General features: G+C 72.8%; 19 protein-coding genes. 6 read left to right on the top strand and 13 right to left on the bottom strand.

Annotated features, from left to right (window positions below; all coding sequences use genetic code 11):
- Positions 1-438 precede the first annotated feature (438 nt).
- Together B4E97_RS07300 and B4E97_RS07295 are read right to left on the bottom strand one after the other, a co-directional pair.
- On the bottom strand, positions 439-1,212 hold the full coding sequence (locus B4E97_RS07300; protein WP_286957842.1) for a type 1 glutamine amidotransferase: 774 nt from the start codon (positions 1,210-1,212) through the stop codon (positions 439-441).
- The gene (locus tag B4E97_RS07295; RefSeq protein ID WP_286959223.1) at positions 1,212-2,528 is read right to left on the bottom strand and encodes a Mur ligase family protein; all 1,317 of its coding nucleotides are present in this window, start codon (positions 2,526-2,528) and stop codon (positions 1,212-1,214) included. The genes B4E97_RS07300 and B4E97_RS07295 overlap by 1 nt, the downstream gene beginning before the upstream one ends.
- A gap of 142 nt (positions 2,529-2,670) precedes the next feature.
- Between B4E97_RS07295 and B4E97_RS07290 the strand changes: the two genes are divergently transcribed.
- Together B4E97_RS07290 and B4E97_RS07285 are read left to right on the top strand one after the other, a co-directional pair.
- Complete coding sequence (locus B4E97_RS07290; protein WP_029211396.1) at positions 2,671-3,264, top strand: DinB family protein; 594 nt, start codon at positions 2,671-2,673, stop codon at positions 3,262-3,264.
- 230 nt (positions 3,265-3,494) lie between these two features.
- Positions 3,495-6,242 (top strand): lamin tail domain-containing protein, encoded by a 2,748-nt coding sequence (locus B4E97_RS07285; RefSeq protein WP_286959220.1) that lies wholly within the window; start codon positions 3,495-3,497, stop codon positions 6,240-6,242.
- A gap of 123 nt (positions 6,243-6,365) precedes the next feature.
- Here the strand turns inward: B4E97_RS07285 and B4E97_RS07280 are convergent, their stop codons facing one another.
- Entirely contained in the window at positions 6,366-7,307 is a 942-nt protein-coding gene (locus B4E97_RS07280) for a hypothetical protein (protein WP_019285547.1), read from the bottom strand.
- A gap of 98 nt (positions 7,308-7,405) precedes the next feature.
- Here B4E97_RS07280 and hemG point away from each other — a divergent pair, with 98 nt between their 5' ends.
- The 3 genes from hemG (at position 7,406) to B4E97_RS07265 (ending at position 11,189) form a co-directional block, all read left to right on the top strand.
- Positions 7,406-8,854, top strand: coding sequence for a protoporphyrinogen oxidase (hemG, locus tag B4E97_RS07275; RefSeq protein ID WP_084412647.1), 1,449 nt, complete (start codon positions 7,406-7,408; stop codon positions 8,852-8,854).
- On the top strand, positions 8,851-10,104 hold the full coding sequence (locus B4E97_RS07270; RefSeq protein ID WP_029211393.1) for a TIGR04053 family radical SAM/SPASM domain-containing protein: 1,254 nt from the start codon (positions 8,851-8,853) through the stop codon (positions 10,102-10,104). The genes hemG and B4E97_RS07270 overlap by 4 nt, the downstream gene beginning before the upstream one ends.
- Positions 10,105-10,169: 65 nt before the next feature.
- The gene (locus B4E97_RS07265; RefSeq protein ID WP_029211392.1) at positions 10,170-11,189 is read left to right on the top strand and encodes a serine hydrolase; all 1,020 of its coding nucleotides are present in this window, start codon (positions 10,170-10,172) and stop codon (positions 11,187-11,189) included.
- Between the two features lie 126 nt (positions 11,190-11,315).
- Here the strand turns inward: B4E97_RS07265 and guaA are convergent, their stop codons facing one another.
- From guaA to B4E97_RS07240, 5 genes are all read right to left on the bottom strand, one after another.
- Complete coding sequence (guaA, locus tag B4E97_RS07260) at positions 11,316-12,893, bottom strand: glutamine-hydrolyzing GMP synthase (RefSeq protein WP_286959217.1); 1,578 nt, start codon at positions 12,891-12,893, stop codon at positions 11,316-11,318.
- Positions 12,890-13,234, bottom strand: coding sequence for a DUF3817 domain-containing protein (locus B4E97_RS07255; protein WP_019285542.1), 345 nt, complete (start codon positions 13,232-13,234; stop codon positions 12,890-12,892). Before B4E97_RS07255 ends, guaA begins: the two co-directional genes overlap by 4 nt.
- Positions 13,231-14,004 carry an SURF1 family protein gene (locus B4E97_RS07250; RefSeq protein ID WP_286959216.1) on the bottom strand — a complete coding sequence of 258 codons (774 nt, stop codon included), beginning with the start codon at positions 14,002-14,004 and terminating at the stop codon, positions 13,231-13,233. Before B4E97_RS07250 ends, B4E97_RS07255 begins: the two co-directional genes overlap by 4 nt.
- A gap of 47 nt (positions 14,005-14,051) precedes the next feature.
- Positions 14,052-15,308, bottom strand: a complete 1,257-nt coding sequence (locus B4E97_RS07245; protein ID WP_286959215.1) for a YncE family protein — start codon at positions 15,306-15,308, stop codon at positions 14,052-14,054.
- A 121-nt stretch (positions 15,309-15,429) separates the two neighbouring features.
- Entirely contained in the window at positions 15,430-17,052 is a 1,623-nt protein-coding gene (locus B4E97_RS07240) for a succinic semialdehyde dehydrogenase (protein ID WP_286959214.1), read from the bottom strand.
- A 96-nt stretch (positions 17,053-17,148) separates the two neighbouring features.
- Here B4E97_RS07240 and B4E97_RS07235 point away from each other — a divergent pair, with 96 nt between their 5' ends.
- Positions 17,149-18,594, top strand: a complete 1,446-nt coding sequence (locus B4E97_RS07235) for a glycosyltransferase 87 family protein (RefSeq protein WP_286959213.1) — start codon at positions 17,149-17,151, stop codon at positions 18,592-18,594.
- Here the strand turns inward: B4E97_RS07235 and B4E97_RS07230 are convergent.
- The 5 genes from B4E97_RS07230 to shbA all read right to left on the bottom strand — a co-directional run bounded on the left by B4E97_RS07230 (position 18,521) and on the right by shbA (position 24,898).
- Complete coding sequence (locus B4E97_RS07230; RefSeq protein ID WP_286959211.1) at positions 18,521-19,825, bottom strand: aminotransferase class I/II-fold pyridoxal phosphate-dependent enzyme; 1,305 nt, start codon at positions 19,823-19,825, stop codon at positions 18,521-18,523. The genes B4E97_RS07235 and B4E97_RS07230 overlap by 74 nt on opposite strands.
- A 468-nt stretch (positions 19,826-20,293) precedes the next feature.
- Entirely contained in the window at positions 20,294-21,415 is a 1,122-nt protein-coding gene (locus tag B4E97_RS07225; protein WP_019285534.1) for a GuaB3 family IMP dehydrogenase-related protein, read from the bottom strand.
- Between the two features lie 51 nt (positions 21,416-21,466).
- Positions 21,467-22,987, bottom strand: coding sequence for an IMP dehydrogenase (gene guaB / locus B4E97_RS07220; RefSeq protein WP_286957934.1), 1,521 nt, complete (start codon positions 22,985-22,987; stop codon positions 21,467-21,469).
- Between the two features lie 70 nt (positions 22,988-23,057).
- Positions 23,058-24,188 carry a hypothetical protein gene (locus B4E97_RS07215; RefSeq protein ID WP_286957933.1) on the bottom strand — a complete coding sequence of 377 codons (1,131 nt, stop codon included), beginning with the start codon at positions 24,186-24,188 and terminating at the stop codon, positions 23,058-23,060.
- Entirely contained in the window at positions 24,185-24,898 is a 714-nt protein-coding gene (gene shbA / locus B4E97_RS07210) for an RNA polymerase sigma factor ShbA (RefSeq protein WP_029211383.1), read from the bottom strand. The genes B4E97_RS07215 and shbA overlap by 4 nt, the downstream gene beginning before the upstream one ends.
- Positions 24,899-25,019: the final 121 nt, after the last annotated feature.

Raw genomic sequence — 25,019 nt, 5'->3', positions numbered from 1 at the left:
CACCTGCCCCGGCAGGTCACTTAAGGTCGCCCAGCCCGCCCCCACGCGACCCCACCTGACCCGGCAGGTCACTTCCGGTCGCCTGAGCACCGCAACCAGGCCTCCGGGCGACCCAACCTGAGCCCGGAGCTCACTTCGCGTCGCCTGAACCTCCCCTCGAGACCCCCAGACGACCCAACCCGACCTCCCGGGTCACTTCCGGTCGCCCAAGCCAGCCCCAGACGACCCCACCTGGCCTGACAGGTCACTTCCGGTCGCCCAGGCCAATCCCACACGACCCCACCTGGCCTGACAGGTCACTTCCGGTCGCCCGAGCACCCCAAGCCGACCCACCCTGAGCCCGGAGCTCACTTCGCGTCGCCTGAGCACCCCAAGGCGACCCCCAGGCGACCCAACCTGACCTGACAGGTCACTTCCGGTCACCCGAGCGAGCCGGGGTCAGCGCCGGCGGGTGGCCGCCACGAGTCGGCGGACCTGGCGGGTGCGGGCGTGGTCGGCATACGTGTCGTCGATCGGCTCGGGCTCGAAGGCCCGCCCGGTCGCCCGCTCCGCCGCCCACCCGACCAGGGCGTCCGCGAGAGCCGGGTTGGCCGGCAGGATCGGACCGTGCAGGTAGGTCCCGACGACGTGGCCGGTGATCGCGCCCTCGGTCCCGTCCTGCCCGTTGTTGCCCTGACCTGCGCGAACGCGCCCAAAAGGCTGTTGCTCAGGCCCCAGCACCGTGGAGCCCGAGTGGTTCTCGAAGCCCACGACCTCGCCGAACTCGGTGTCGAGGACGATGCCGCCGATCATGCGCTTGGCGTTGCCGGTCGTGGTGACGTCGAGGATGCCGAGGCCGGGCAGCCGCTGGCCCTCGACCGTGATGAAGGCGTTGCCGAAGAGCTGGTACATGCCGCAGATGGCGAGCATCGGGCAACCGTCGGCCGCCAGCTCCACGAGCCGGCCGCCGATCCGCTCCAGGTCGGACTCGACCCGCGCCTGGCCGGAGTCCTGGCCCCCGCCGCCCATGACGAGGTGGACATCGTCGCGCCAGGGGTCGCCGGGCGCGTGCCCGACCACCTCGACGTCGTAGCCGTGCCACCGCAGCCGGGAGGCGAGCGCCCGCGTGTTGCCGAGGTCGCCGTAGATGCTCATCTCGCGCGGGTAGAGGTGGACGAGGGTGACCGTGCCCTTGCTGGTGCCAGGCGTCCGGGCGCTCGCGAACTCGCTCATCAGGCCTTCGCCTCCTCGCCGAAGTCCGGCAGGTCGTAGCGCTGGGCGAGCACCCGCCGCAGCGCCATCATCGCGGTGTAGGTGCAGAAGATCCGCTTGGGCTCGTCGCGGTGCTCGGCGAGGAAAAGGTCGAGAGCGGTCTCGAGCTCGGGCTGGACCGCGGCCACGGGCACGTCGTCATACCTGAGCCGCAGCGCCATGTCGTAGGCGCGGACGCCGCTCGTGACGGCGACGCCGAGATCGCGGAGGGACTCGAAGCTCACGTCATACAGCCAGGAGACGTCCTGCCCGTCGGCGTAGTTGTCGTTGATCGCGATCATCGACGCGACCGGGGTCGTGCCGTAGGTGCCGAGCGCGACGGTGAACCCGGCGGGGTTCTTGACCAGCACCAGCTCGAGCGGCTGGCCGTCGACGTCGACGACCTCGCCCCTCCCGAACGGCGGGGTGACCGTGGCGAGGGCCTCGGACGCGGTCGTATGCCGGAACTCCGCCCCCAGCAGCAGCCGCACGAGCGAGGTCGCCGCGGTCGCGTTGATCATCGCCGCGAGGCCACGCTGGCGCAGCGTCACCGGCCCGACGTCGTGCCCGTCGCCGAAGACCACGGTGAACGAGTGGTCGTCGACCGGTTTGAGCAGCCCGTCGGACGGCCCCGCCGCCGGCACGTCGTCGGCCTCGCTGAACCGCACGTCGGCCTCCTGCAGCTCCGGCAGGCGGTCGGCGATGGACGGGTCGACGCCGAACCACCGCACCTCGGCACCCGGACGCACGTGCTCGTCGATGCGGGAGATGAACGAGTCGTCGCGGTTGAGCACGACACCCGTGGTCGTCTGCTCGGCCAGGCGCATGAGCAGCCGTGCGGTGTGGTCGATCTCGGCGAACCGGTCGAGCTGGTCGCGGGCGACGTTGAGCAGCAGCGCGTGGGTGGGGGTCACGACCTCGGCGAACTTCAGGGCGTGGGCCTCGTCGAGCTCCAGGACGGCGATGTCGGCGTCGACGCGGCCGGTCAGCGGCAGCTCGGCGAGCATCGAGGAGATCACACCGCGGGTGAAGTTGGACCCGGTGGGGTTGGTCAGCACCCGCAGGCCGTGGGCGCGCAGCAGGGCGACGACCATCTTGGTGGTGGTGGTCTTGCCATTGGTGCCGCTCACCACGACGATCCCGCGCGGCAGCTCCCCGAGCGTCGACCGCAGGAACCCCGGGTCGATCCGCTCCGCCACCAGGCCCGGGAGCGCCGAGCCGCCGCTGCCACCTCCCCGCAGCCGCGAGGCGGTCCGGGCGAGCTTGCCTGCCGCGATCGCGGCCGTCGTCCTCAACACGTCCGTCACCCTACCGTCGAGCCCCGGGCCGAGCCCGTATGCCGAGCCGGGCCCCGCGCGGCGGCGCAACCAGGTGGACACGGTGGGCGCTCGACGTCCCTGACCCCTGGCGCTCAGCCCCCGGCCCGGCCAGGGTGGGTCCATGGACCAGACCTGGCACGACGACACGAAGTCACGACTGCACCGCCAGCTCGACCGGCAGCGTGACGCACTGCTGATGAAGCTGCGCGGCCTCGGCGAGCGCGACCTGCGCCGTCCCATGACGCCGACCGGCACCAACCTGCTCGGGCTCGTGCGCCACGTGTCGGGGGTCGAGGCGGGCTATTTCGGCGAGACCTTCGGCCGGCCCCTGCCCGAGCCTCTCCCCTGGGACGAGACGTATGCCGACAACGACGACATGTGGGTCCCCCGCGACGTCCCTGCCACCGAGGTGCTGGCGTTCTACGACCGGGTGCGGGCGCACGCCGACGCCACGATCCGGGAGCTGCCGCTGGACGCGCCGGGCTCCGTGCCGTGGTGGGCCGAGGGCGGACGCGAGGTCACGCTGCTCGTGATCATGGGCCACGTCACGACCGACGTGAGCCGGCACGCGGGGCACGCCGACATCCTGCGGGAGACCATCGACGGCGAGGCCGGCTACCTCGTCGACAACGACAACCTGATGAGCACCGACCCGGCCTACTGGGCCGATCTGCACCGCCGCCTGCGGGAGATCTCCGACTCCTTCGGCGCGTGAGGCCCCTCGCACCGCCCCCCCCATCGCCGGGGAGGTTCGGTGCCGTCATAGCGACACCGAACCTCCCCGCTGCTGGGGCGTCGCGCGCGGTCGAGCGACGCCGACTGCTCACCGGCCGGTCACCGGGTGGACACGTGCCCATCCCCCACCGCGCCGTGACGCGGGGTTACCGTTCGAGCACTCCCCGGCGACGTCGTCGTCGCACCCCCATCAGCCCAGGAGCCCCCATCATGCGCATCCACCTGCGCGCCGTGAGCCGCCTCAGTGCCGTCGCCCTGCTGGCGACCACAGCTGCCGCCGTGCCCGTCGTCGCCAACGCCGTCGACACCGCCAGCCCCGTCGTGATCTCCGAGGTCTTCGGGGGCGGCGGCAACGCCGGTGCCCCCTACCGCACCGACTTCGTCGAGCTCTACAACTCCTCCGACCAGCCCGTCTCGCTCGACGGCTGGTCCGTGCAGTACGCCTCCGCCGCCGGCACCTCCTGGCAGCGGACGGCCCTGACCGGCACCATCGCCCCCAAGGCCACGTATGTCGTGGCGGAGGCCTCGGGCGCCAACACCGCCGCTCCCGCCCTGCCCCGCATCGACGCGCAGGGCACCATCGCGATGTCCGGCACCGCGGGTCGCATCGCGCTCGTCAGCTCGTCCACCGCGCTCGCCTGCGGCGCCGACTGCGACGCGGCCGCCGGCGTGGTGGACTACATCGGCTGGGGCACGGCCACGGACTTCGTCGTGGCGGCCGCACCGGCCACCACCAACGCCACCTCGATCAGCCGCGCCCTGCCCGCGCCGACGAGCGGGTGGGACAACAGCAAGGACTACACCGCGGGCGCGCCCACGCCGGCCGCGGTCACCGTCGGGACCGGCCCCACCGACCCCACGCCCACGCCCACCCCGACGCCGACTCCCACCCCGACCCCGACTCCCACCCCCGGCAGCACCACCATCCAGGACATCCAGGGCCCCGGATTCGTGTCCCCGCTCAAGGGCCAGGCCGTCACCAACGTGCCCGGCGTCGTCACCGGCGTGCGCAGCACCGGCCGCACCAAGGGCTTCTGGATCCAGCAGCCGACCAAGGACCCGGCCAAGGCCAACGCCTCGACCGGCGTGTTCGTCTTCACCGCCTCGGCGCCGATCACCGTCAAGGAGGGCGACGCGGTCCTCGTCAGCGGGCAGATCAGCGACTACTACCCCCTGGCCGGCGGCGAGACGGTCGCGACCACCCCCAACCTGTCGATGACCGAGATCACCAAGCCGGTCGTCAACGTCCTGACCAGCGGCAACCCCCTGCCGAGCGCCCTGACGCTGCCGGCCGACATGCCCGACACCTACGCCCCCAAGCCCCCGAGCGGCAACGTCGAGGACCTCACCCTGGACCCCAGGCGCTCCGCCATCGAGTGGTACGAGACGCACGAGGGCGAGCTCGTCACCGTCGGCGACGCCCGCGTCGTGGGCCCGGGCCAGCCGGAGTACGGCGAGATCTACGTCCAGACCAAGCCGGGCGAGCTGCGCACCCCGCGTGGCGGCACCTACATCGCGGACTACGACCGCACGCCCACCGGCCGCATGCTCGTCATGCCGGTCGACGGCAAGGTCCCGGCCGCCAACGTCGGCGACGTCCTCGCGGGCGCCACGACCGGCCCGGTCGACTGGTCCACCTACGGCGGCTACACCATCGCCGCCACCCGCCTCGGGGCCCGCACCGACAACGGCCTCACCCGCACGGTCGTCGCCCCGGCCGCCGACGACCAGCTCACCGTCGCGACCTTCAACGTCGAGAACCTCAAGCCCGGCGACACCGACGCCAAGTACGCCGCGCTGGGCCAGGCCGTCGCGACCAACCTGCGGTCCCCCGACGTCATCACGGTGGAGGAGATCCAGGACGACAGCGGCGCGACCAACGACGGCACCACCTCCTCCGACACCACCGAGGCCAAGCTCATCGCGGCGATCCGGGCCGCGGGCGGTCCGGCATACAAGGCCGCGGTCATCGACCCCGAGGACGGGCGCGACGGCGGGCAGCCCGGCGGCAACATCCGCGTGGGCCTGCTCTACAACCCCGAGCGGGTGACCTTCGTCGAGCGCGCGGGCGGCACCGCGACCAGCGCGACCACGGTCACCAAGGACACGACCCCCGGCCTGGAGGACACCCCCGCGCTGTCGGCGAGCCCCGGCCGCGTCGACCCCACCAACCCGGCGTGGAACGCCTCCCGCAAGCCGCTGGCCGGTGAGTTCGTCTACCGCGGCCGCAAGGTGATCGTCGTGGCCAACCACTTCAACTCCAAGGGTGGCGACGACTCGGCCGACGGGCGCTTCCAGCCGCCCAACCGCGCCTCGGAGGTGCAGCGCACGCAGCAGGCGCAGTCGCTGCGGGCCTTCGTCGAGCAGGTCAAGGCCGTGGACCCGCAGGCCAACGTCATCCTCGGCGGTGACTTCAACGACTACCAGTTCTCGGCCCCGATGAAGGTCCTGACCGCGGACGGCGCGCTGCTGCACGACACGATGTGGACGCTGCCCGAGAACGAGCGCTACTCCTACGTGTTCAACGGGATCAGCCAGACCCTGGACCACGTCCTCGTCTCGGCCAACCTCAAGGGCTCGACCTCGCTGCAGGTCGCGCACATCAACAGCGAGTTCGCGGTGCAGACCTCCGACCACGACCCCCAGGTCGTCCGGGTCCGCCCGGCGCTGCACCTCTACCAGCCCGGCACGGTCACGGTCGACGAGAGCGTCCGCAAGCCGGGCCAGAAGCTCACGCTCACCCTGGCTGGCTGGAAGCCCGGCGACGTCGTCACGGTCCGCCTGGACGGCGCCGTCGTCGGCACGGTCACGGTCGACGCCACCGGCGCCGGCACGCTGCGCTGGACCGTGCCCACCAGCACGGCGGTCGGCGCGCACACGCTGACGCTGACCGGTCGCCAGACCTACCCGGCGAGCGTGGCCCTCACGGTCCGGCCCAAGAACGGCCCGGCCCGCTGACCCGTCGACAGTGATGACGCCGTATGCCGCGCGCCCGGTCCCTCACGAGGGGGCCGGGCGCGCGGCATACGGGCGGAGTGGTCGTCCCGGCAGCAGGGCGAGCCTGCCGGCGGCGCGGGACCCTCAGCGCAGGTACTTCTCCACGGCCCGCGAGGTCGCCCCGACCAGGCCGCCCACGAGCCCGCCGATCAGCAGCAGCGAGCCGATGCCGAGGACGAGGCCGAGCGGGTTGGACAGGACGCCGACGCCCCACGACACGAGCAGCACCCCCATCACCACGACGGCCGACAGGCCGGACAGGACCAGCAGCGTCAGGCCGTAGGGAGCGTTGGAGACCCGGGGCTCACGGGTCCGCTGCCACCCGAGGCCACGGACCTGCGTGCGAAAGTCCCGCAGCATCCGTCGCTGCTGGGGACGACCGGCGACCAGCGCCGCGACCCCGACCCCGATGCCCGTCCAGAGGGCGACGAGGGCGATCGCGGCGATCACGTCGCCGGGCCGGTTCATGCGGACGACCACGACGCCGAGGGCGGCCCAGCTCGCCCACAGCGCGGCGAAGAAGGTCACCCACAGGCGGATCGTCATCGGCGTCACGAGGACGATCGCGATGGCGATCGAGCAGGACGCGACGGCGTGCCCGCTCGGCGCGGAGTTGACCGGTCCGAGGTGGTCGAGGCCGTAGTCCGGGCGGTGGATCAGGTAGGTGCGGGTGAGGTAGGCCGTGAGGTTGGCGCCCACCACCACCACGAGCGCCCCGAGCGCCAGGTCGAACCTGCGCCGCCACACCGCGAGCACCACGCAGATCGCGAACGCCGCGGCGAGGGTGCGCACCTCGACGGCGGCCAGGACGGTCCCGATGTGCTGGTAGCGGAAGGTGTCGGTGATCGCGATCGACCCGAACGCGCGGGTGTCGAGCCGCTGACCCCAGGGGGCGAAGACGTTCCAGGCGATGGTGATGACCAGCACGAGGAGTCCGGCGGCGGCCACGGCGAGCGCCCAGCGGCGCGCGTGCCCGTGGAGCTGGGTCACGGGCGGCGCGGTGGGCGCGGTCTCGGTCGACGACATACGTCCATCTTGCCCCGGGATGAAAAAACACGACGTATGCCGGGACAAACACCACCCCGCTGCATCGTCCCGGAGCGGCCCTCGTTAGGGTTGGGCTCATGCCCGACGCCAGCACCGCCCTCCCCACCGACGACGCCGAGGGCACCGCCCCCACGGGCAGCGTCCCCGCTCGTGCCCTGGTGGTGGGCGGTGGCGTCACCGGCCTCCTCGCGGCGCGGCGCCTCGCCCAGGCCGGCTCCCGGGTGACGGTGCTCGAGGCCGGCGACCGGCTCGGCGGGCAGGTCCGCTCCGTGGACTTCGCCGGCCGTCGCTGCGAGCTCGGCGCCGAGGCGGTCCACCTGGCGTCCCCCGCGGTGACCGCCCTCGTGCGCGAGCTGGGGCTCGAGGCCACGATGATCCGGTCCAACCCCGGCGCCACCTGGCTCGCCACCCGCAAGGGTCTGCGCCGCCTCCCCCAGGGTGTCGGCCCGACCGGCCCCACCCAGCTGATGCCCGTGGTCCGCTCCGGGATCGTCTCGGTGCAGGGTCTCGCGCGCGCCGCCCTCGAGCCGCTCGTGGCCCGCCGCCACCGCGTCGAGGGCGACGTCTCGGTCGGGCGCTTCGTCCGCGAGCGGTTCGGCGACGAGATCGCCGACTCCTTCGTCGACCCGATGCTCGGCGGGCTGCACTCCGGCGACATCGACCAGCTGTCGCTGCGGGCAGCCTCGCCGATGCTCGCGGCGGTCGCGCGCGACGGCCGCTCCCTCACCCTGTCGGTCCGCACGCGCAAGGCCGGGCCGAGCGTGGCGCCGTCGATGTTCGCGACCTGGCCGCAGGGCCTGTCCACCCTCACCGATCACCTCCTGGATGGCGTCGACGTCGACGTGCGCCTCTCCTCGCCCGTCGCCTCCCTGCGCCGGACCGAGCAGGGGTCGTATGCCGTGACCACCGTCTCCGGCGAGGACCACCACGCCGACGCCGTCGTGCTCGCGGTCAACGCCGCCGTCGCGTCCCGCCTCCTGGCCGGCGCCTCCCCCGACGCCGCGGCGCCCCTGGCGCAGGTCCGCTCCGCGTCGCTGGCGTCGGTCCTCGTGGCGCTGCCCGCCGCCGAGGCGCAGCGGTGCCGCCCCATCGCCGAGGGCACCGGCATCATGATCCCGAGCCGGCTCGGCCGCCGGCTCAAGGCCGCGACCTTCCTGTCCTCCAAGTGGCCCCAGCTGGCCGGGGGCGACACCACGCTCGTGCGCCTGTCCGCCGGCCGCGACGGCTCCACCATCGTCGACGACCACAGCGACGCCGAGCTGGTCGACCTGCTCCTGGCCGACCTGGGCGAGCTCACCGGGCTCGGCGCCCGGCCCGTCGAGACGCGGGTGCACCGCTGGCTCGACACCGCGCCCCAGCTCGTCGTCGGTCACCAGGAGCGGCTGACCGCGGCCCGCGCGGCCCTGCAGCGCGACCTGCCGGGCGTCGTCGTCGCCGGCGCCTCCCACGACGGGGCCGGCATCAGCGGCTGCGTCACCTCCGCCCTGCAGGCCGTCACCACCCTCACCGAAAGGCCCACGCGATGAGCCACGACCTGCGGCACCCCGGGGCGCCCGGCGCCGCGCCCGACCTCGCCAAGGCGGTCCGTCACCAGCGGCACGACGTCGCGGACAAGCCGTTCATCACCATCTGGGAGGTCACCCGGGCCTGCCAGCTCGCGTGCCTGCACTGCCGCGCCGACGCCATCACCCGGCGGGACCCCCTCGAGCTCAGCCTCGACGAGGGCAAGGCCCTGCTCGAGCAGATCGCGTCCTTCCCCAAGCCGCACCCCCTCGTCGTGCTCACCGGCGGCGACCCCTTCGAGCGCCCTGACCTGGCCGAGCTCACGGCATACGGCACCTCCCTCGGCCTGTCCATGGCCCTGTCACCCTCGGCCACCCCCAACCTGACGACCGAGCGGCTGGCCGAGCTGCGGGACGCCGGCGGCAAGGCCGTGTCCCTCTCGCTCGACGGTGCGCAGGCCCCGACGCACGACGCGTTCCGCGGCTTCGAGGGGACCTTCGAGCGCACCCTGGACTCGGCGCGGCTGGTCACCGAGGCGGGCTTCCGGCTGCAGATCAACTCGACCGTCACCCGCTCGACCGTGCTGGAGCTGCCGCGGCTGCTCACCACGGTCCTCGACCTCGGTGCCAAGCTGTGGAGCGTGTTCTTCCTCGTCCCCACGGGCCGCGGCCAGCAGCTGCAGACCCTCACGGCCGACGAGGTCGAGGACGTGCTGCACTGGCTCGTCGACGTGTCCCGCTTCATCGCGATCAAGACCACCGAGGCGCCGCACTACCGCCGGGTCGTGCTGCAGCGGCTCACGGCCGCGCACGACGGCTCGGCGGCCGAGGAGCGCGGCGAGCTCTACCGCCAGCTCACCGAGGCCACGGCCGTCCTGCTCGGCGACCGCGAGGTGCGCGAGCGGCCCGCCCGTCCGCCGATCGACGTCAACTCCGGCCGCGGCTTCGTGTTCATCGACCACCAGGGCTGGGTCTACCCCTCCGGCTTCCTCCCCCACCGGGCCGGCAACGTCCGCGAGACGCCGCTGCCCGAGATCTATCGCGAGTCGCCGATCATGCGGTCGCTGCGGACGCCGGAGCAGTTCGTCGGCAAGTGCGGGGTGTGCGAGTTCCGCGAGGTGTGCGGCGGGTCGCGCTCCCACGCGTATGCCGTCACCGGTGACCCGTTGGCCTCGGACCCCACCTGCGCCTACCTCCCGGCGTCGGTGACCGCGGAGGACGCGCTGCTCTCCGAGGCGCCCGCCGCCGCCCAGATGCGGGCGCACGCCCACTGACCCCGGACACCCCGACACGCGGGCGCAATGAGGGGACTGGTCCCGGATTCACCGACAATGAGCGGGTGCCGCACCGAATCTCCCCCCTCGTCCTGGCCCTCGGCCTCGCCGCCTCCGGGCTGAGCGGGTGCGGCGGGTCCGGCGCTGCCGCATCAGCGACCACGACCGTCACGGCCCCCGCCGTCACCCACACCGTCATCGCCCCGACCGACGACGAGCGCCCCGCGAGCGCGTCCACGACGGCCGGGTCGCCGACCACCGCCGTCTCGCCGTCGACCAGCGCGACGTCGACCACCCCGCCAGCGGCCGGCACGACGAGCTCGGCGGCCCCGACCTCGGCGCCGGCGTCCACCCCCGCACCGGCGGCCGGCGTCACCGAGGCCGGGTTCGACGCGGCCGCCGCGGCCTACCTCAAGGGCCGCAAAGGTCACGTCGGTGTGTTCGCCGTCGACCTGACCGACGGTCGGCAGGTGCAGCACAACGCCGGGCAGCGGTGCGAGACGGCCAGCATGGTCAAGCTCGACGTGCTGCTCACCCTGCTGCTGCAGCGGCAGGACGCGGGCAAGCCCCTCAGCAGCTCCGACCGGGCGCTGACGTCCTCCATGATCATCAACAGCGACAACAACGCCACCACCACGCTGTGGGGACGGATCGGGCAGCACGAGGGCGTGCGGGCGGCCAACCGCAGGTTCGGGATGACCGAGACCGAGCCGGGCACCTCCTACCGCTGGGGTCTGACCACCACCACCGCCGCCGACCAGGTGCGCCTGCTGCGCAACCTCGTCCGCGACGACGGCCCGCTGGACCAGGCGAGCCGGGACTACGCGCTGGGCCTGATGGGCCGGGTCGCCGACGGGCAGGACTGGGGTGTCTCGGCCGCCAACCCGCAGCACGAGGCCCAGGTCAAGAACGGCTGGCTCCCCCGGTCCGACGGCTGGGTGGTCACGTCGGCCGGACGCGCGCAGACCGCCGCTGGCCACGAGGTGCTCCTCGCGGCCGTGAGCTGCGAGGTCAGCAGCCAGCAGCACGGCATCGAGACCATCGAGCACCTCGCCGAGATGGCCGCGAGCGCCCTCGACCGCTGACCGGCCTCCCGCTGGGTCACTCCAGACCGGGTCACCCCAGACCGGGTCACCCCAGACCGGGTCACCCCGGACCCGGCCAGCCCGGACCAGGCCAGCCCAGACCGGGTCACCCCAGGCGGGGCCGGGTCACTCCCACTCGATGGTGCCCGGCGGCTTGCTCGTGATGTCGAGCACCACCCGGTTGACCTCGCTCACCTCATTGGTGATGCGGCTGCTGATGGTCGCCAGCACGTCATAGGGCACGCGCGACCAGTCGGCCGTCATCGCGTCCTCCGACGAGACCGGGCGCAGCACGATCGGGTGGCCGTAGGTGCGGCCGTCGCCCTGCACGCCCACCGAGCGCACGTCGGCGAGCAGCACGACAGGGCACTGCCAGATCTCGCGGTCGAGGCCCGCCTCGGACAGCTCCTCGCGGGCGATCGAGTCCGCGCGCCGCAGGATCTCGAGGCGCTCGGCGGTCACCTCGCCGATGATGCGGATGCCGAGGCCCGGGCCCGGGAAGGGCTGACGCCACACGATCGCCTCGGGGACGCCCAGCTCGAGGCCCACCTGGCGCACCTCGTCCTTGAAGAGGGTGCGCAGCGGCTCGACGAGCGCGAACTGCAGGTCGTCCGGCAGGCCACCGACGTTGTGGTGGGACTTGATGTTGGCCGCGCCCTCGCCGCCGCCGGACTCGACGACGTCGGGATAGAGCGTGCCCTGCACCAGCCACTTGACGGGGCGCTCCTCGTCGCCGCGGTCCTCGACCACGTCGCGGGCGGCCTGCTCGAAGGCGCGGATGAACTCACGGCCGATGATCTTGCGCTTGGTCTCGGGGTCGGTGACGCCGGCCAGCGCCGTGAGGAACTGCTCCCGCGCGTCGACGACGATCAGGTCGACCCCCGTCGCCTCGACGAACTCGCGCTCCACCTGCTCGCGCTCGCCCTCGCGCAGCAGCCCGTGGTCGACGTGCACGCAGGTCAGCTGGTCGCCGACGGCCTTCTGCACGATCGCCGCGGCCACGGCCGAGTCGACCCCGCCGGACAGGGCGCACAGCACCCGGTCCTCGCCGACCTGCTCGCGCACGGCGGTCACGAGCTCCTCCGCGACGTTGCCCGGCGTCCAGTCCGCCTCGATCCGGGCGCCCTTGGACAGGAAGTTCTCGAGCACGCGCTGCCCGAACGTCGAGTGCATGACCTCGGGGTGCCACTGCACGCCGTAGAGCCGCCGCTCGTCGTCCTCGAAGGCCGCCACGGGGGCGCCTGAGGTCGCCGCGGTGACCCGCATGCCGTCCGGGGCCTCGGTCACCGAGTCGCCGTGGCTCATCCACACCGACTGGTCGGCCGGCTGGCCGTTGAACAACGTGGAGCTGGTGTCGCTGACCTGCGCCTGGGTCGAGCCGTACTCGCCGAGGCCGGTGTGCGCGACCGTCCCACCGAGCGCCTGGACCATCGCCTGGAACCCGTAGCACATCCCGAACACGGGGATCCCCGCCTCGAGCAGCGCCGGGTCGAGGCGCGGGGCGCCCTCGGCATACACGCTCGACGGACCGCCGGACAGGATGATCGCCGAGGGCTCCTTGGCGAGCATCTGCTCGGTCGACCAGGAGTGCGGCACGACCTCGGAGTAGACATCGGCCTCACGCACCCGACGGGCGATGAGCTGGGCGTACTGCGCGCCGAAGTCGACGACGAGAACCGGCTTGGCCTGGAGGGACTCACTCACGCGGCAAGCCTACCGTCGACCTCGTGGGCGACCTTGCGCTCGACCCAGAAGGACAGGAACGGCACGATCCCGGCCAGCATGACCTTGATGATCTTGGACAGGGGCCACCTGGCCGCCGTCCCCAGGTTGAAGGTCGCCACGAGATAGATCATGTAGAGGAAGCCGTGCGGCATCGCCCACCAGGCGAGGACGTCGTTCTTCCAGGGGCCGTACTTGAGCAGCATCTCGAGCACGAGCACGAGCAGCCCCACGCCGACGATGAAGGCCATGACCTTGAACGGCGTGAGCGCCTTGCGGACGGTCTCGGGGTTGTCGTAGCCGGCGGACGGCACCTGGGTCATCGGGCGGGTTCTCCTTGGTCGATCGGGTGGTCGTTGTCGTGAGGTGCCGGCCGTATGCCGGACCGGTGGTCGTCACGCACCATCCGCCACCACATGTAGACGGCGAAGGCGGCGAAGACCCACCACTGCAGCGCGTAGGCGAAGTTGCGCCAGTTGAGCTGGGACTCCGGCTGCGGCGGGGGGATGCGCTCGAGGGCGGTGCCGGCGCCGAGGTCCGGGCGCTCCGCACCGGCGAGCACGAAGGCGTTGTAGAGGTCCTGCGGCCACCGGTTGACGAGCACCGCCAGGTCGATCGAGCCGAGCTGCCCGGCGGGCAGGACCTGGTCGGACGGGGACTCCCCCGGCGCCAGGGTCCCGGTCACCGTCACCGTCGTGGTCGGCGCGGCGGGCGCGTCCGACGGCCGTATGACGAAGCCCCGCACCACGGCGACGCGGGCCCTCGTGGCGGTCTCGTCGAGCGGCGTCACGACCCAGTAGCCGGTGCGGCCCTCGAGCAACCGTCCCGGCACCAGGAACTGACCCGACGGGTCGTAGGCGCCGGTCACCTCGACGCGACGGTTGGACATGACGCCCTCGAAGGGCGCGTGCGGCTGCACGACCTGGGACAGCGGGGCAGCGGGTCGGGCCTGAGCCTCGGCCAGGGCCTTCTTGGCGCCCTGGTCCTTGGAGACGTCCAGCTGCCACAGCCCGAGGCGGGTGAAGGCGATGACGACCAGCACCACGAGCGCGAGCAGCCCCAACCAACGGGGCTTGAGGGCGGTGCGGATCACCGTCCTACCCTAGGCGACCCGGCTGGGCGTCCCGTGCACGAGGGGTCTCAGTCGTGGGCGGGCCCGGAGGGTGTCGCCGTCGGCTGCCCGCCCTTGGGCGACGGGGCGGGCGTGCCGCCCTTGGCCTCGTCGAGCACCAGGATCGAGCCGCTGTAGCAGGACACCCACACGGCGTTGCGCGTCGGCTCGTAGGCGACGCCGATCGGGCTGGGCTCGGTGGCGACGACCTGCTGGACGGTGAGGTCGCTGGTCCGGACCTTGCTCATCGCGGCGGCGCCGTAGCTCACGACATACAGGGCTCGTCCGTCGCGGCTCATGGCCATCGACCGCGGCTGGCTCGCCAGGGAGACGGTCTGGTCGACCTTGGCCGAGGCGAGGTCGACGCGGACGAGGGTGTTGGCGTCGTTGTTGGTGACGTAGAGGTGCTTGCCGTCGGCCGACACGACGAGCGCGCGGGGACCCTTGCCGGGCTTGACCAGCGGCTTCGCCGTCCGCGCGGCCAGGTCGACCTGGTAGACGGTCTCCCCGCCCATCTCGGCGACGTAGGCGGTGGTGCTGTCGGGGCTGATCGCGATGCCGCGCGGGTGGGCGCCGATCTTGACGGTGGCCACCTCCTTGGCCTGCGCCACGTCGACGATCGACAGGGTGCCCGAGCACCAGTTGGTCGCCAGCAGGGTGCGCTGGTCGGGGCTCAGCGCGACGACCTTGGGGACCGCGCCCACCTGGATGACCTGGTCGACCTTGAGGGAGGCGGAGTCCAGGCGGTAGACGTAGGACCGGTCCACCGCAGAGGTGGCGCTGCAGTCGTCGAAGCCGTTCTTGGCGAACCCGGGGCCGTACATCGAGTAGTTGGAGACATAGGCCTTGGCGCCGTCCCGGGTCCAGGTCGCCTCGACGGGCGCGCCCTTGACGGTGCCCTTGGCGTCCTTGACGCCGAACTGCCCGAGGTCCACCGCGTCGGGGACGGTCGCCTTGAGCTGGCCGTCCGCGCCGTATGCCGTGACCGTGTGGCGGTACATCATGTTCTGCGCGATCACGAGACCGCTCGGGGACGCGGCCACCGACTTGGGGTTGATGTTGCCGGTGATCGTCTGCCGCTTGACGAGCTGGGTGCCCGACACGTCGTAGGCGGCCTTCTGAGCCTGGAGCGCGGCAGCCGTGGCGTCGTCGCCCCGTCCTCCGACGAGGGCCTGGCAGGCGCGGACGCCGCCCAGCACGAGCAGCGCCAGCAGGAGCAGCGCGATCAGCCCGACGATGCGCCGCCGGCGCACGTAGACAGGGTCGCGACGCACGACGAGCTTCACGGACGTCCTCCAGCACCAGGTCGGCTTTGTCCCATTCCTGGCTCAACCTAGCCGGGCCGGGCGCCCATCCCGCGCAGAAACCCCGCGCAGAACCCCACGCCGGCGCAGGACGCAGAGCCGGTCAGCGCCAGCCGGTGACCCGCAGGGACCGCAGCCCGCTCGTGAGCAGGCCCGTCCACAGCGACTGGTCCACACCCGCCGGGCCCTGCACGGGGACGAGCCGCTGCACGGCGACGTTCTGCTCCTCGGTGTACTTGCGCAGGCCCTCGGCGCCATGACGTCGCCCGATGCCGGACTGCTTCATGCCGCCCATGGGCGCCCCGACGGCGGTCCAGGCGGCGGCGTAGCCGTCGTTGACCCCGACGGTGCCCGCGTCGATGCGGCGGGCCAGATCCTTGCCGCGCCGCACGTCGCGGGTCCAGACCGAGGCGTTGAGGCCGTAGTCGGTGTCGTTGCACATGGTGATGGCCGCGCGGTCGTCGCGGGCGCGATAGATGGTGACGACGGGCCCGAAGGTCTCGCCGCGGGCGCACAGCATGTCCTCGGTCACGTCGGTCAGCACCGTGGGCTCGTAGACATAGGGCCCGAGGTCGGGACGAGCCCGGCCGCCGGTGAGGACGGTGGCGCCCTTGGCGCGCGCGTCCTCGACGTGCTCCTCCACGGTCGCCAGCTGCTGCGGGCCCGCGAGCGATCCCATGTCGGCGCCGTAGGCCAGGTCGACCGAGAGCCGCATCTGGCGCACCAGGGCCACGAACCGGCGGACGAAGTCGTCGGCGATCGCCTCGTGGCAGATGATCCGCTCGGCGGAGATGCACAGCTGGCCGGCGCTGCCGAAGCACGCGGTGACGGCCCCTCGGGCCGCGCGGTCCAGGTCGGCGTCCGCCGCGACGTAGAGCGGGTTCTTGCCGCCGAGCTCGAGGGAGCAGCCGACGAGGCGCTCCGCGCACGTGGCGGCGACCTTGCGCCCGGTGGCGGTCGACCCCGTGAAGCAGACGTAGTCGGTCAGCTCGACGACCGCCTGCCCCGCGCTGGGGCCGTCGCCCAGCACGACCAGCAGGACACCGTCGGGCAGCCCGGCCTCCTCGAGCAGCTGCACGGCGCGCAGGCAGCTGAGGGCGGCGCGGTTGTCGGGGCGCAGCACGACCGCGTTGCCCGCGAGCAGCGCGGGGATCGCGTCGGTGATCGACATGGACAGCGGGTAGTTCCACGGCGCGACGACCCCCACCACGCCCTTGGCACGCCGGGCGGCCCGAGCGGTGGACAGGAACGGCAGCCCGCCCTGGGCCGAGGTGCCCGCGAGATAGCCCGGCAGGCGACGCGCGTAGTGCCGGGCCACGATCGCCGTGTCGGCGACCTCTTCGAAGGCGTGGAAGCGCGTCTTGCCCGACTCGAGCTGGACGAGGTCGAGCAGCTCGGACTGGTGCTCCAGGACCAGGTCGTGGAAGCGCAGCAGGATGCGGGACCGGTCCGCCAGACGGGTCCGCGCCCAGCGCACCTGCGCCATACGACCGGCACGGACCGCGGCCTCGACGTCGGCCCGTGAGGACTGGGCCACCGTGCCCAGGACCTCACCGGTCAGCGGCGTGGTCAGCTCGACCGCGGGGACGGTCCCGTCGCTGACGACACCCCGGCTGACCTGGTCGATCCACGCCTGGTCGACCGTATGCCGTGGCGCCCCACCCACGACGGGGTTGCCGCCGGCGGCGCGGACGGAGTCGGTCTTCGCGGGCGTCGAGAGGCTCATGGGCAGACCGTACTACGCAGTCATGACAGACCCCCGGGCGCCTGTAGCGCACGTCACTCACCTGGTTGAGCGCCGGGGTTTGGCAGGCTGGGGCCCGTGAGACGAGCTGCGCGGGCCACCGCGATCCTGACGGTGACCTACCTCGGCGTGCTGTCGGTGGGCAACACCGACTCGCGGCGGTGGCTCTACCTGCTCGTGTCCCTGTCCGCGTGGATCGTCTTCGGGCTGGTGGCCCGCTGGTTCTTCCGAGCCGACCGCACATGCCGCGCCGACCGACCCCTGCTCGCGATCGCCGCCCTGGCCCTCGTCGTCCAGCTCCCCGGCGTCTTCTTCGCCCCCGCCAGCTCGACCGACCTCAACCGCTACGTCTGGGACGGCCGGGTGCAGCTGGACGGCGTCGACCCCTACCGCTACGTGCCGTTCGACGACCGCCTCGCGCACCTGCGCGACCCCGTCCTGTTCCCGGGGCTGCGGCCCGACGAGCCGTCCGGCGTCACGACCGAGCCGCTGCCCGCCACCCGCGAGGGGGTTCTGGAGTACGCCCGCAACGACCCGCGCTCCCCCATCAGCCGCCCCCGCTTCCTCACGCCCTACCCACCCGTCGCCGAGGCCTACTACGCGGCCGTGTCCGCCGTGACGCCGTGGTCGTGGGGGTCCAAGGGCTTCCAGATCAGCGGGGCGCTGATCGCCGTCGCGACGTCGGTGCTGATCGCGCGCTACCTGCGCTCCCGTGGTCGTGACCCCTTCCAGGCCCTGGTCTGGGCCTGGTCGCCGATCGTCGTGCTGGAGGCCGGCAACGGCGGTCACGTCGACGTGCTCGTCGCCCTCCTGGTCGTGCTCGCCGTGATGGCCGCCGTGCACCGGCGGGCCGCGGTGGTCGTCGGCGGGCTCGTGGGGCTCGCGGCGGCGGTCAAGCTCACGCCGTTCGTCCTGCTGCCGGCGTTCACACCCTGGCGGTGCACCCGCGACGACGGGTCCCCGGCCGGCGTCTGGGGCGGCATACGACGCTCTCTGGTGGTCGGGCTCACCGCCATCAGCCTGGTCGTCCTGGTCTATCTGCCGCACTATCTCGCCGTCGGCCCGGCCATCAAGGGATCGCTCGACGGCTACCTCGCCGAGGAGGGCGGCGAGAACCGCGCGTCCCTGCTCACGCTCGTGATGCCGCTGCCCGTCGCCAACGTCCTCGCCGTCGTCGTGTGCCTGGGCGTGGCGGCCTGGGCGGTGCTCGGGCGCCGCGGGCGTGAGGACGACCCGGCGCTGCCCGCGCTCTACCTCTTCGGCGCGCTGCTGCTCACCACTACGCCCGTGCTCGCGTGGTACTCCCTGCCGCTCGTGGCGCTGGCCGTGATGGTGGGACGTCCCGAGTGGCTGGCGCTGGCCGTGGCGGGGTGCTGCGCGTACGGGGGCCACGGGGCGTACCCCGCGACCCCCGTCGCGTATGCCGCGGCGCTGCTCGTGATCTACCTCGTCACCGTGCGCCGGATGCGGCGTCGTCGTCCGGCAGCAGCGACTCCGCGGCCGCCAGCACCACGCACGACGTGAGGACCCGCAGCGCGGTGTCCAGGTCGTCGGTCGACGGCATGGTCGGGGCGATGCGGATGTTGCGGTCGTCCGGGTCCACGCCGCCGGGGAAGGTCGCGCCGGCTGGCGTCAGGGCGACGCCCGCCTCCTTGGCGAGCTCGACGACCCGACCCGCCGTGCCGGGCACGACGTCGAGGCTGATGAAGTAGCCGCCGTCAGGGTCGGTCCACTCCGCGATCCCGAGCTCGGCGAGGTCCTTCTCGAGGTGCCGCAGCACGGCGTCGAACTTGGGCTCGAGAATCTCGCGGTGCCGCTGCATGTGCGCTCGCACGCCCTCGGTGGTCTCGAAGAACCGCAGGTGGCGCAGCTGGTTGAGCTTGTCCGGCCCGATCGAACGGAAGCCGTCACGCTTGAGGAACCACGCCACGTTGGCCGGCGAGGAGGCGAAGAACGAGACGCCGCCGCCGGCGAAGGTCACCTTGGACGTGGAGCCGAAGACGAACGCACGGTCGGGGTTGCCGGCCTGCTCGCACGCCTCGAGGATCGGGTCGAGCTGCGCCTCGGTGCTGCGCAGGTGGTGGATGGCATAGGCGTTGTCCCAGTAGACCCGGAAGTCCGGCGCCGCGGTCTGCATCGCCGCGAGCCGCTGCACGGTCTCGCTGGAGTAGGTCACGCCCGTCGGGTTGGAGTACTTCGGGACGCACCAGATGCCCTTGATCGAGGCGTCCTTGCCGGCGAGCTCCTCGACGAGGTCCATGTCGGGGCCCTCCGGCGTCATCGGCACGGTCACCAGCTCGACGCCCAGCTCCGAGCACACCGTGAAGTGCCGGTCGTAGCCGGGCACCGGCGCCAGGAACCGCACCGTCCGGCCCGCCCAGCCCGTGCCCTCGGGAGCGCCGGGCGGAGCGTGGAAGAACGACGACGCCACGCACTGGTGCATCAGCGACAGCGACGAGTTGTCCCGCACCACCAGCTGGTCCGGGCGGACGTCGAGCAGCGGGGCAAAGATCTCCCGCAGCTCGGTCAGGCCCTGCGTCGGGCTGTAGTTGCGCAGGTCACCCTCGGCCTGCGTCGTGTGCTCGCCCTCGGCCAGCACGGTCAGCAGCCGCTCGCTGAGGTCGAGCTGGGCCGAGCAGGGCTTGCCCCGCGTGATGTCGAGCTTGAGCCCCGAGGCCTTGGCCTCCTCGTGCTCCCGGCGGGCGCGGTCCCGCGCCTCTCGGAGCAGCTGCGGGTCGACGGTCGGGTGGTTCACGGTGTCCTCCGGTGCTCGAGGTGGTCGACGCACCCGACCCTACCGATCCAGGCAGTATGCCGCGCGCCCCGCTCACGCCGGCCCACCCCCACCCGCGCCGCTGCGCGAGGTTCGCGCTCCCAGCGCAGACCCCGCACACCCCAGCCCCGGCCTATCCGCACGTGCACGAACTGCAGGCCGGACGCAGCATCGCCACGTCCCAGCCCCCTCCACGTGGACAAACTGCAGGCCGGACGCAGTTCGTCGCGGCCGTCCGATGGCTGCGACCGTCGTCACCGCTCGTTCGTCACTGCGCCGTATACGACTGGCGCAGCTCCTCGGACTCCGCTCCGGCCGTGCCCCTCGTACCTCGGGGCTAGGCCTGCGCTGCATCCTTCGTCACTGCGCTCTATTTGATTGGCGCAGCTCCTCGGACTCCGCTACGGCCGCACCATCCTCCGTCGGGCGCAACCTCCGCTACGCCCTTCGTCACTGCGCCGTATACGGGTTGACCACGACCTCCACCCGCTGGAACTCCTTCAGGTCGCTGTAGCCCGTCGTCGCCATGGCGCGGCGCAGGGCACCGATCATGTTGGTCGTGCCGTCGGCGGTGTGGGCAGGGCCGAAGAGCAGTTCCTTCAGCGGGGCGGCGCCGCGGACGTTGACGCGGGCGCCGCGCGGCAGCTCCTCGTGACGTGCCTCCGACCCCCAGTGGTAGCCCTGGCCGGGGGCGTCGGTCGCACGCGCGAGCGCGGCACCGATCATCACCGCGTCGGCGCCGCACGCGACCGCCTTGACGATGTCGCCGGCGCGTCCCACGGAGCCGTCGGCGATGACGTGGACGTAGCGTCCGCCCGACTCGTCGAGGTAGTCGCGCCGGGCCGCCGCCACGTCGGCCACCGCGGTGGCCATCGGGGCGTGGATCCCGAGCGTCTGGCGGGTGGTGCTCGCCGCTCCCCCGCCGAAGCCGACGAGGACGCCGGCCGCACCGGTGCGCATGAGGTGCAGGGCGGCCGTGTAGGTCGCTGCCCCGCCGACGATCACGGGGACGTCCAGCTCGTAGATGAAGCGCTTGAGGTTGAGCGGCTCGGTGCGGCTCGACACGTGCTCGGCCGAGACGGTGGTGCCCCGGATGACGAAGAGGTCGCACCCCGCGTCGACGACGGTGCGCCAGTGCTCCTGGGTCCGCTGCGGCGACAGCGCGCCGGCGACGGTGACGCCCGCGTCGCGGATCTCCTTGAGGCGTGCGGTGATCAGCTCGGGCTTGATGGGCTCGGCATAGATCTCCTGCATGCGCGGCGTGACGTCCGCCCCGGACAGCGTGGCGATCTCGTCGAGGAGGGGCTGCGGGTCGGCATACCGGGTCCACAGGCCCTCGAGGTCGAGGACACCGAGACCACCCAGCCGACCGAAGGCGATCGCCGAGGCCGGCGAGACGACGGAGTCCATCGGCGCGGCCATGATCGGCAGGTCGAAGTGGTAGGCGTCGATCTGCCACGACACCGACACCTCCTCGGGGTCGCGGGTGCGCCGCGAGGGCACGATCGCGATGTCGTCGAAGGTGTAGGCCTGGCGGGCGCGCTTGCCCCGTCCGATCTCGATCTCGGTCACGTCTGGTGCCTGTCTGTGGGGTGGAGGGTGGGTGCGTGGGGCCGCGGCGCGTCAGCGACCGGAGTAGTTGGGCGCCTCGGCGATCATCTGCACGTCGTGCGGGTGGCTCTCCTTGAGCCCCGCCGACGTGATGCGCACGAACTGCCCCTTGGCCTGGAGGTCGGGCACGGTGCGGGCCCCGACGTAGAACATCGACTGGTGCAGTCCGCCCACGAGCTGGTGGGCGACGGCCTGCAGGGTGCCGCGATAGGCGACCTTGCCCTCGATCCCCTCGGGGACCAGCTGGTCGTCGCTGGTGACGTCGGCCTGGAAGTAGCGGTCCTTGGAGTAGGACTTCTTGGTGCGCGAGCTCATGGCGCCGAGCGAGCCCATGCCGCGGTAGGCCTTGAACTGCTTGCCGTTGACAAAGATGAGCTCGCCCGGGCTCTCCTCGCAGCCGGCGAGCAGCGACCCGACCATGACCGAGCTGGCGCCCGCGACCAGGGCCTTGGCGATGTCGCCGGAGTACTGCAGGCCGCCGTCCGCGATGACGGGGACATCGGCCGCCGCGGCCGCCTGCGCCGCCTCGTAGACCGCGGTGAGCTGCGGGACGCCCACGCCGGCGACGATGCGGGTCGTGCAGATGGATCCCGGTCCGACACCCACCTTGACGGCGTCGACGCCGGCCTCGACCATCGCGGCCGCGCCGGCGCGGGTGGCGACGTTGCCGCCGATGATCTGGACGTGGCGGGTGGCGCTGTCGGCCTTGAGCCGCTTGATCATGTCGATGAGCAGGCGAGCGTGGCCGTGCGCGGTGTCGACGACGAGCACGTCGACCCCCGCCTCGATCAGCGTGGTCGCGCGCTCCCAGGACTCGCCGAAGTAACCGACGGCCGCCCCGACCAGCAGTCGTCCGTGGGCGTCGTTGCTGGCGAGGGGGTACTGCTCGGACTTGACGAAGTCCTTGACCGTGATCAGCCCGGCGAGCCGGCCCTGGTCGTCGACCAGCGGCAGCCGCTCGCGCTTGTGCTGGCGCAGGAGGCCGGTGGCGTCCTCGCGCGAGATGTCGACGGGCGCGGTGATGAGCGGCATCGGTGACATGACGTCGCGCACCAGCGTCGTGGTCCACTCGGCGACGGGCGTGAAGCGAAGGTCGCGGTTGGTGCAGATGCCGAGCAGGGTGCGGTCCTCGCCGACGACCGGGAGCCCGGACACGCGATACTCCCCACAGATCTGGTCGAGCTCCTCGAGGGTCGCGTCGGGGCCGATCGTCACGGGGTTGCTGATGCGCCCGGTCTGGGTGCGCTTGACCAGGTCGACCTGGTAGGCCTGGTCCTCGATCGACAGGTTGCGGTGCAGGATGCCGAGGCCTCCCTGGCGGGCCATCGCGATGGCCATGCGGGCCTCGGTCACGGTGTCCATCGCCGCCGAGACCAGCGGGATGCGGATGGACAGCTCGCGGGTCAGGCGGGTCGTGGTGTCGACCTCGCTGGGGATGACGTCGGTCTCCCCGGGCAGGAGGAGCACGTCGTCATAGGTGAGCCCCAGGGTGGCGAACTTGTCGGGCACGGCGCGGGTCTCCTCGAGGCTCATGCCACAAGTCTATCGGCGGGGACGCCGTGGCTCGTATGCCGACAGCCCGGCGCCTCCCCGCGTCACCGACTCAGGGCTGGTCGCCGCTCTGGCCGCCCGACGGCGCACCCGTCAGGCTCGTCGACCGGTCGAGGGCCGGTGTGCGCTGCTGCGTGGTGCCGAAGGTGCGGGTGCGGCCGGAGGCCGGTGTGCGCGACTCGACACGCGGCGTCCCCGTGCCAGTCACGGACGGCGTCGGGTTCGGCGGTCGCAGCGGGAGGCTCGTCGAGGGGGCGCTCGGAGACGTGGGCGACGTGGTGGGAGACGTGGGCCGGGTGGTCGGCGTCGTCGGCCGCGTGGTCGGTGTGGTCGGCTGCGTGGGTTGGGTCGTCGGGCGCGGCGACGACGGGCTGGGGCTCTGGCTCGGCGACGACGGGGTCGTCGTCGGCGTCGGCGTGCTCGTCGGCGAGGTGCTCGGTGACGAGGAGGGGCGCGTGGTGACGGGGCCCGCCGCGGACGACCCGGTGCCCGACCGGTCGGGCGAGCGGGTCCCGGGACGCGTGGGCGACGCGGACGCCGCAGCGGTGCGCGGCGGATCCGCCAGCACCAGGCCGTCGTCGCCGGACCCGGACCCCGACAGGTCCTGGCGCACCGCGGCGAGCAGCGCGTGGTCGCCCTCGCCGAGGAGCGACGGGTCACGGCGGACCTGGTCCTCGACGAGGCTCAGGACGGCGGCGGCGGCGTCGCGGTCGCCGGCCTTGAGCCGCTGCGAGGCGAGGTTGAGGGCCGTGCGCACGGAGTGACCGTCCGGGCCGTGGCTCGTGGCGTCGGCGGTGGCGAGCACGGCAGCGTCCGCGGGCCGGGGGGCCGCCACGCCCTTCTCGACGCCGCGCTCGACCTTGCTGACGAAGCCGGCCAGGCCGCCCTCGCTCGCCGCGGCGGCGACGGTGACGCCCGACAGGACGACGGCGGCGACGCTGGCCGCGACACCCGCCCGCGTGACGATGACGGTGCGCCTGGAGGGGAGCGGTCGGGGCGCGCCCTCGGCCAGGTCCTCGGGCAGGTCCTGGTCGATCTCGGTGGCCCAGCCCTCGAGCATGGCCAGGACGGGGTCGTCGTGCTCGACGGTCTCGCGACGGTCGGCGATCTGCTGCACGAGCTCGTCGTCGTCGCGCACGAGGCGCAGCGAGGGCTGGGGCGTGCCGTCGGGTCGGTGGTTCATCGGGATCCTCCCCCGCCGGCCGGGCCGGCCATCATGGCGCGCAGCCGGGTGAGGGCGCGGTGCTGGGCGACGCGCACCGCTCCCGGGGTCATGTCGAGGGAGGCGGCGACCTCGTCGGCGGTCATGCCCACCGCGACGCGCAGGGTCAGGATCTCGCGCTGGGTCTCCCCCAGCCGGTCGAGCATGGCCCAGGTGTCGGAGGAGCGCTCCGCCGCGATGACCGTGTCGAGCGGGTCGGCGTCCAGGTCGATCTCGTCGGGGAGCTCGTCGGTCGGCTCGGGTCCGCGCAGGCTCGACCGCATGGCGTCGGCGACCTTGTTGGAGGCGATGCCGTAGACGAAGGCCTCGAAGGGGGCACCACGGTCCTCGTAGCGCGGCAGCGATCGGAGCACGGCGACACACACCTCCTGAGCTGCGTCATCGGCGGCCTGCACACCGGCGGGGAGACCCCCGAGGCGCGCGCGGCAGTAGCGGAAGGCGATGCGTCGGACGTCGGTCAGCAGCGCCTGCAGAGCGGCGGGCTCGCCCTGGGCGGCAGCCGACACGACGTCGGCCGAGCGCATGGCTGGACCCGTGGGTGACATCGGTGCGGCGACCCCGGACGTTACGTCCTCGGTGGGCCGGTTTGCGCCGGGTCCCCGGCCGCGGTCGGCGGGGTCGGCTCCGTAGACGTGAAGGTGCCGCTGATCACGGGCGTCGGGGACGCTCATCGGCACCTCCTCGGGGAGCGACGACCGGCCCCTCGTCGGGCGGGTCGTGGACACGGCGAAGGCCGCCTCACGGCGTGCCTGTTCCCTCAGAGTAGCCGCCTGGCCCTGCCCAGAGCCACCC

The sequence above is a fragment of the Arsenicicoccus sp. UBA7492 genome, assembly GCF_002479615.1.
GTDB classification, from domain to species: Bacteria; Actinomycetota; Actinomycetes; order Actinomycetales; family Dermatophilaceae; genus Arsenicicoccus; species Arsenicicoccus bolidensis.
This window is presented reverse-complemented; position numbering and strand designations above follow the sequence as displayed.

Bases quoted from the DNA above. Each gene is read 5' to 3' on its own strand.
- B4E97_RS07300 (WP_286957842.1), bottom strand. From the start codon at position 1,212: ATGAGCGAGTTCGCGAGCGCCCGGACGCCTGGCACCAGCAAGGGCACG.
- B4E97_RS07290 (WP_029211396.1), top strand. From the start codon at position 2,671: ATGGACCAGACCTGGCACGACGACACGAAGTCACGACTGCACCGCCAG.
- B4E97_RS07285 (WP_286959220.1), top strand. From the start codon at position 3,495: ATGCGCATCCACCTGCGCGCCGTGAGCCGCCTCAGTGCCGTCGCCCTG.
- B4E97_RS07280 (WP_019285547.1), bottom strand. From the start codon at position 7,307: ATGTCGTCGACCGAGACCGCGCCCACCGCGCCGCCCGTGACCCAGCTC.
- hemG (WP_084412647.1), top strand. From the start codon at position 7,406: ATGCCCGACGCCAGCACCGCCCTCCCCACCGACGACGCCGAGGGCACC.
- B4E97_RS07270 (WP_029211393.1), top strand. From the start codon at position 8,851: ATGAGCCACGACCTGCGGCACCCCGGGGCGCCCGGCGCCGCGCCCGAC.
- B4E97_RS07255 (WP_019285542.1), bottom strand. From the start codon at position 13,234: ATGACCCAGGTGCCGTCCGCCGGCTACGACAACCCCGAGACCGTCCGC.
- B4E97_RS07240 (WP_286959214.1), bottom strand. From the start codon at position 17,052: ATGAGCCTCTCGACGCCCGCGAAGACCGACTCCGTCCGCGCCGCCGGC.
- guaB (WP_286957934.1), bottom strand. From the start codon at position 22,987: ATGAGCCTCGAGGAGACCCGCGCCGTGCCCGACAAGTTCGCCACCCTG.
- B4E97_RS07215 (WP_286957933.1), bottom strand. From the start codon at position 24,188: ATGAACCACCGACCCGACGGCACGCCCCAGCCCTCGCTGCGCCTCGTG.
- shbA (WP_029211383.1), bottom strand. From the start codon at position 24,898: ATGAGCGTCCCCGACGCCCGTGATCAGCGGCACCTTCACGTCTACGGA.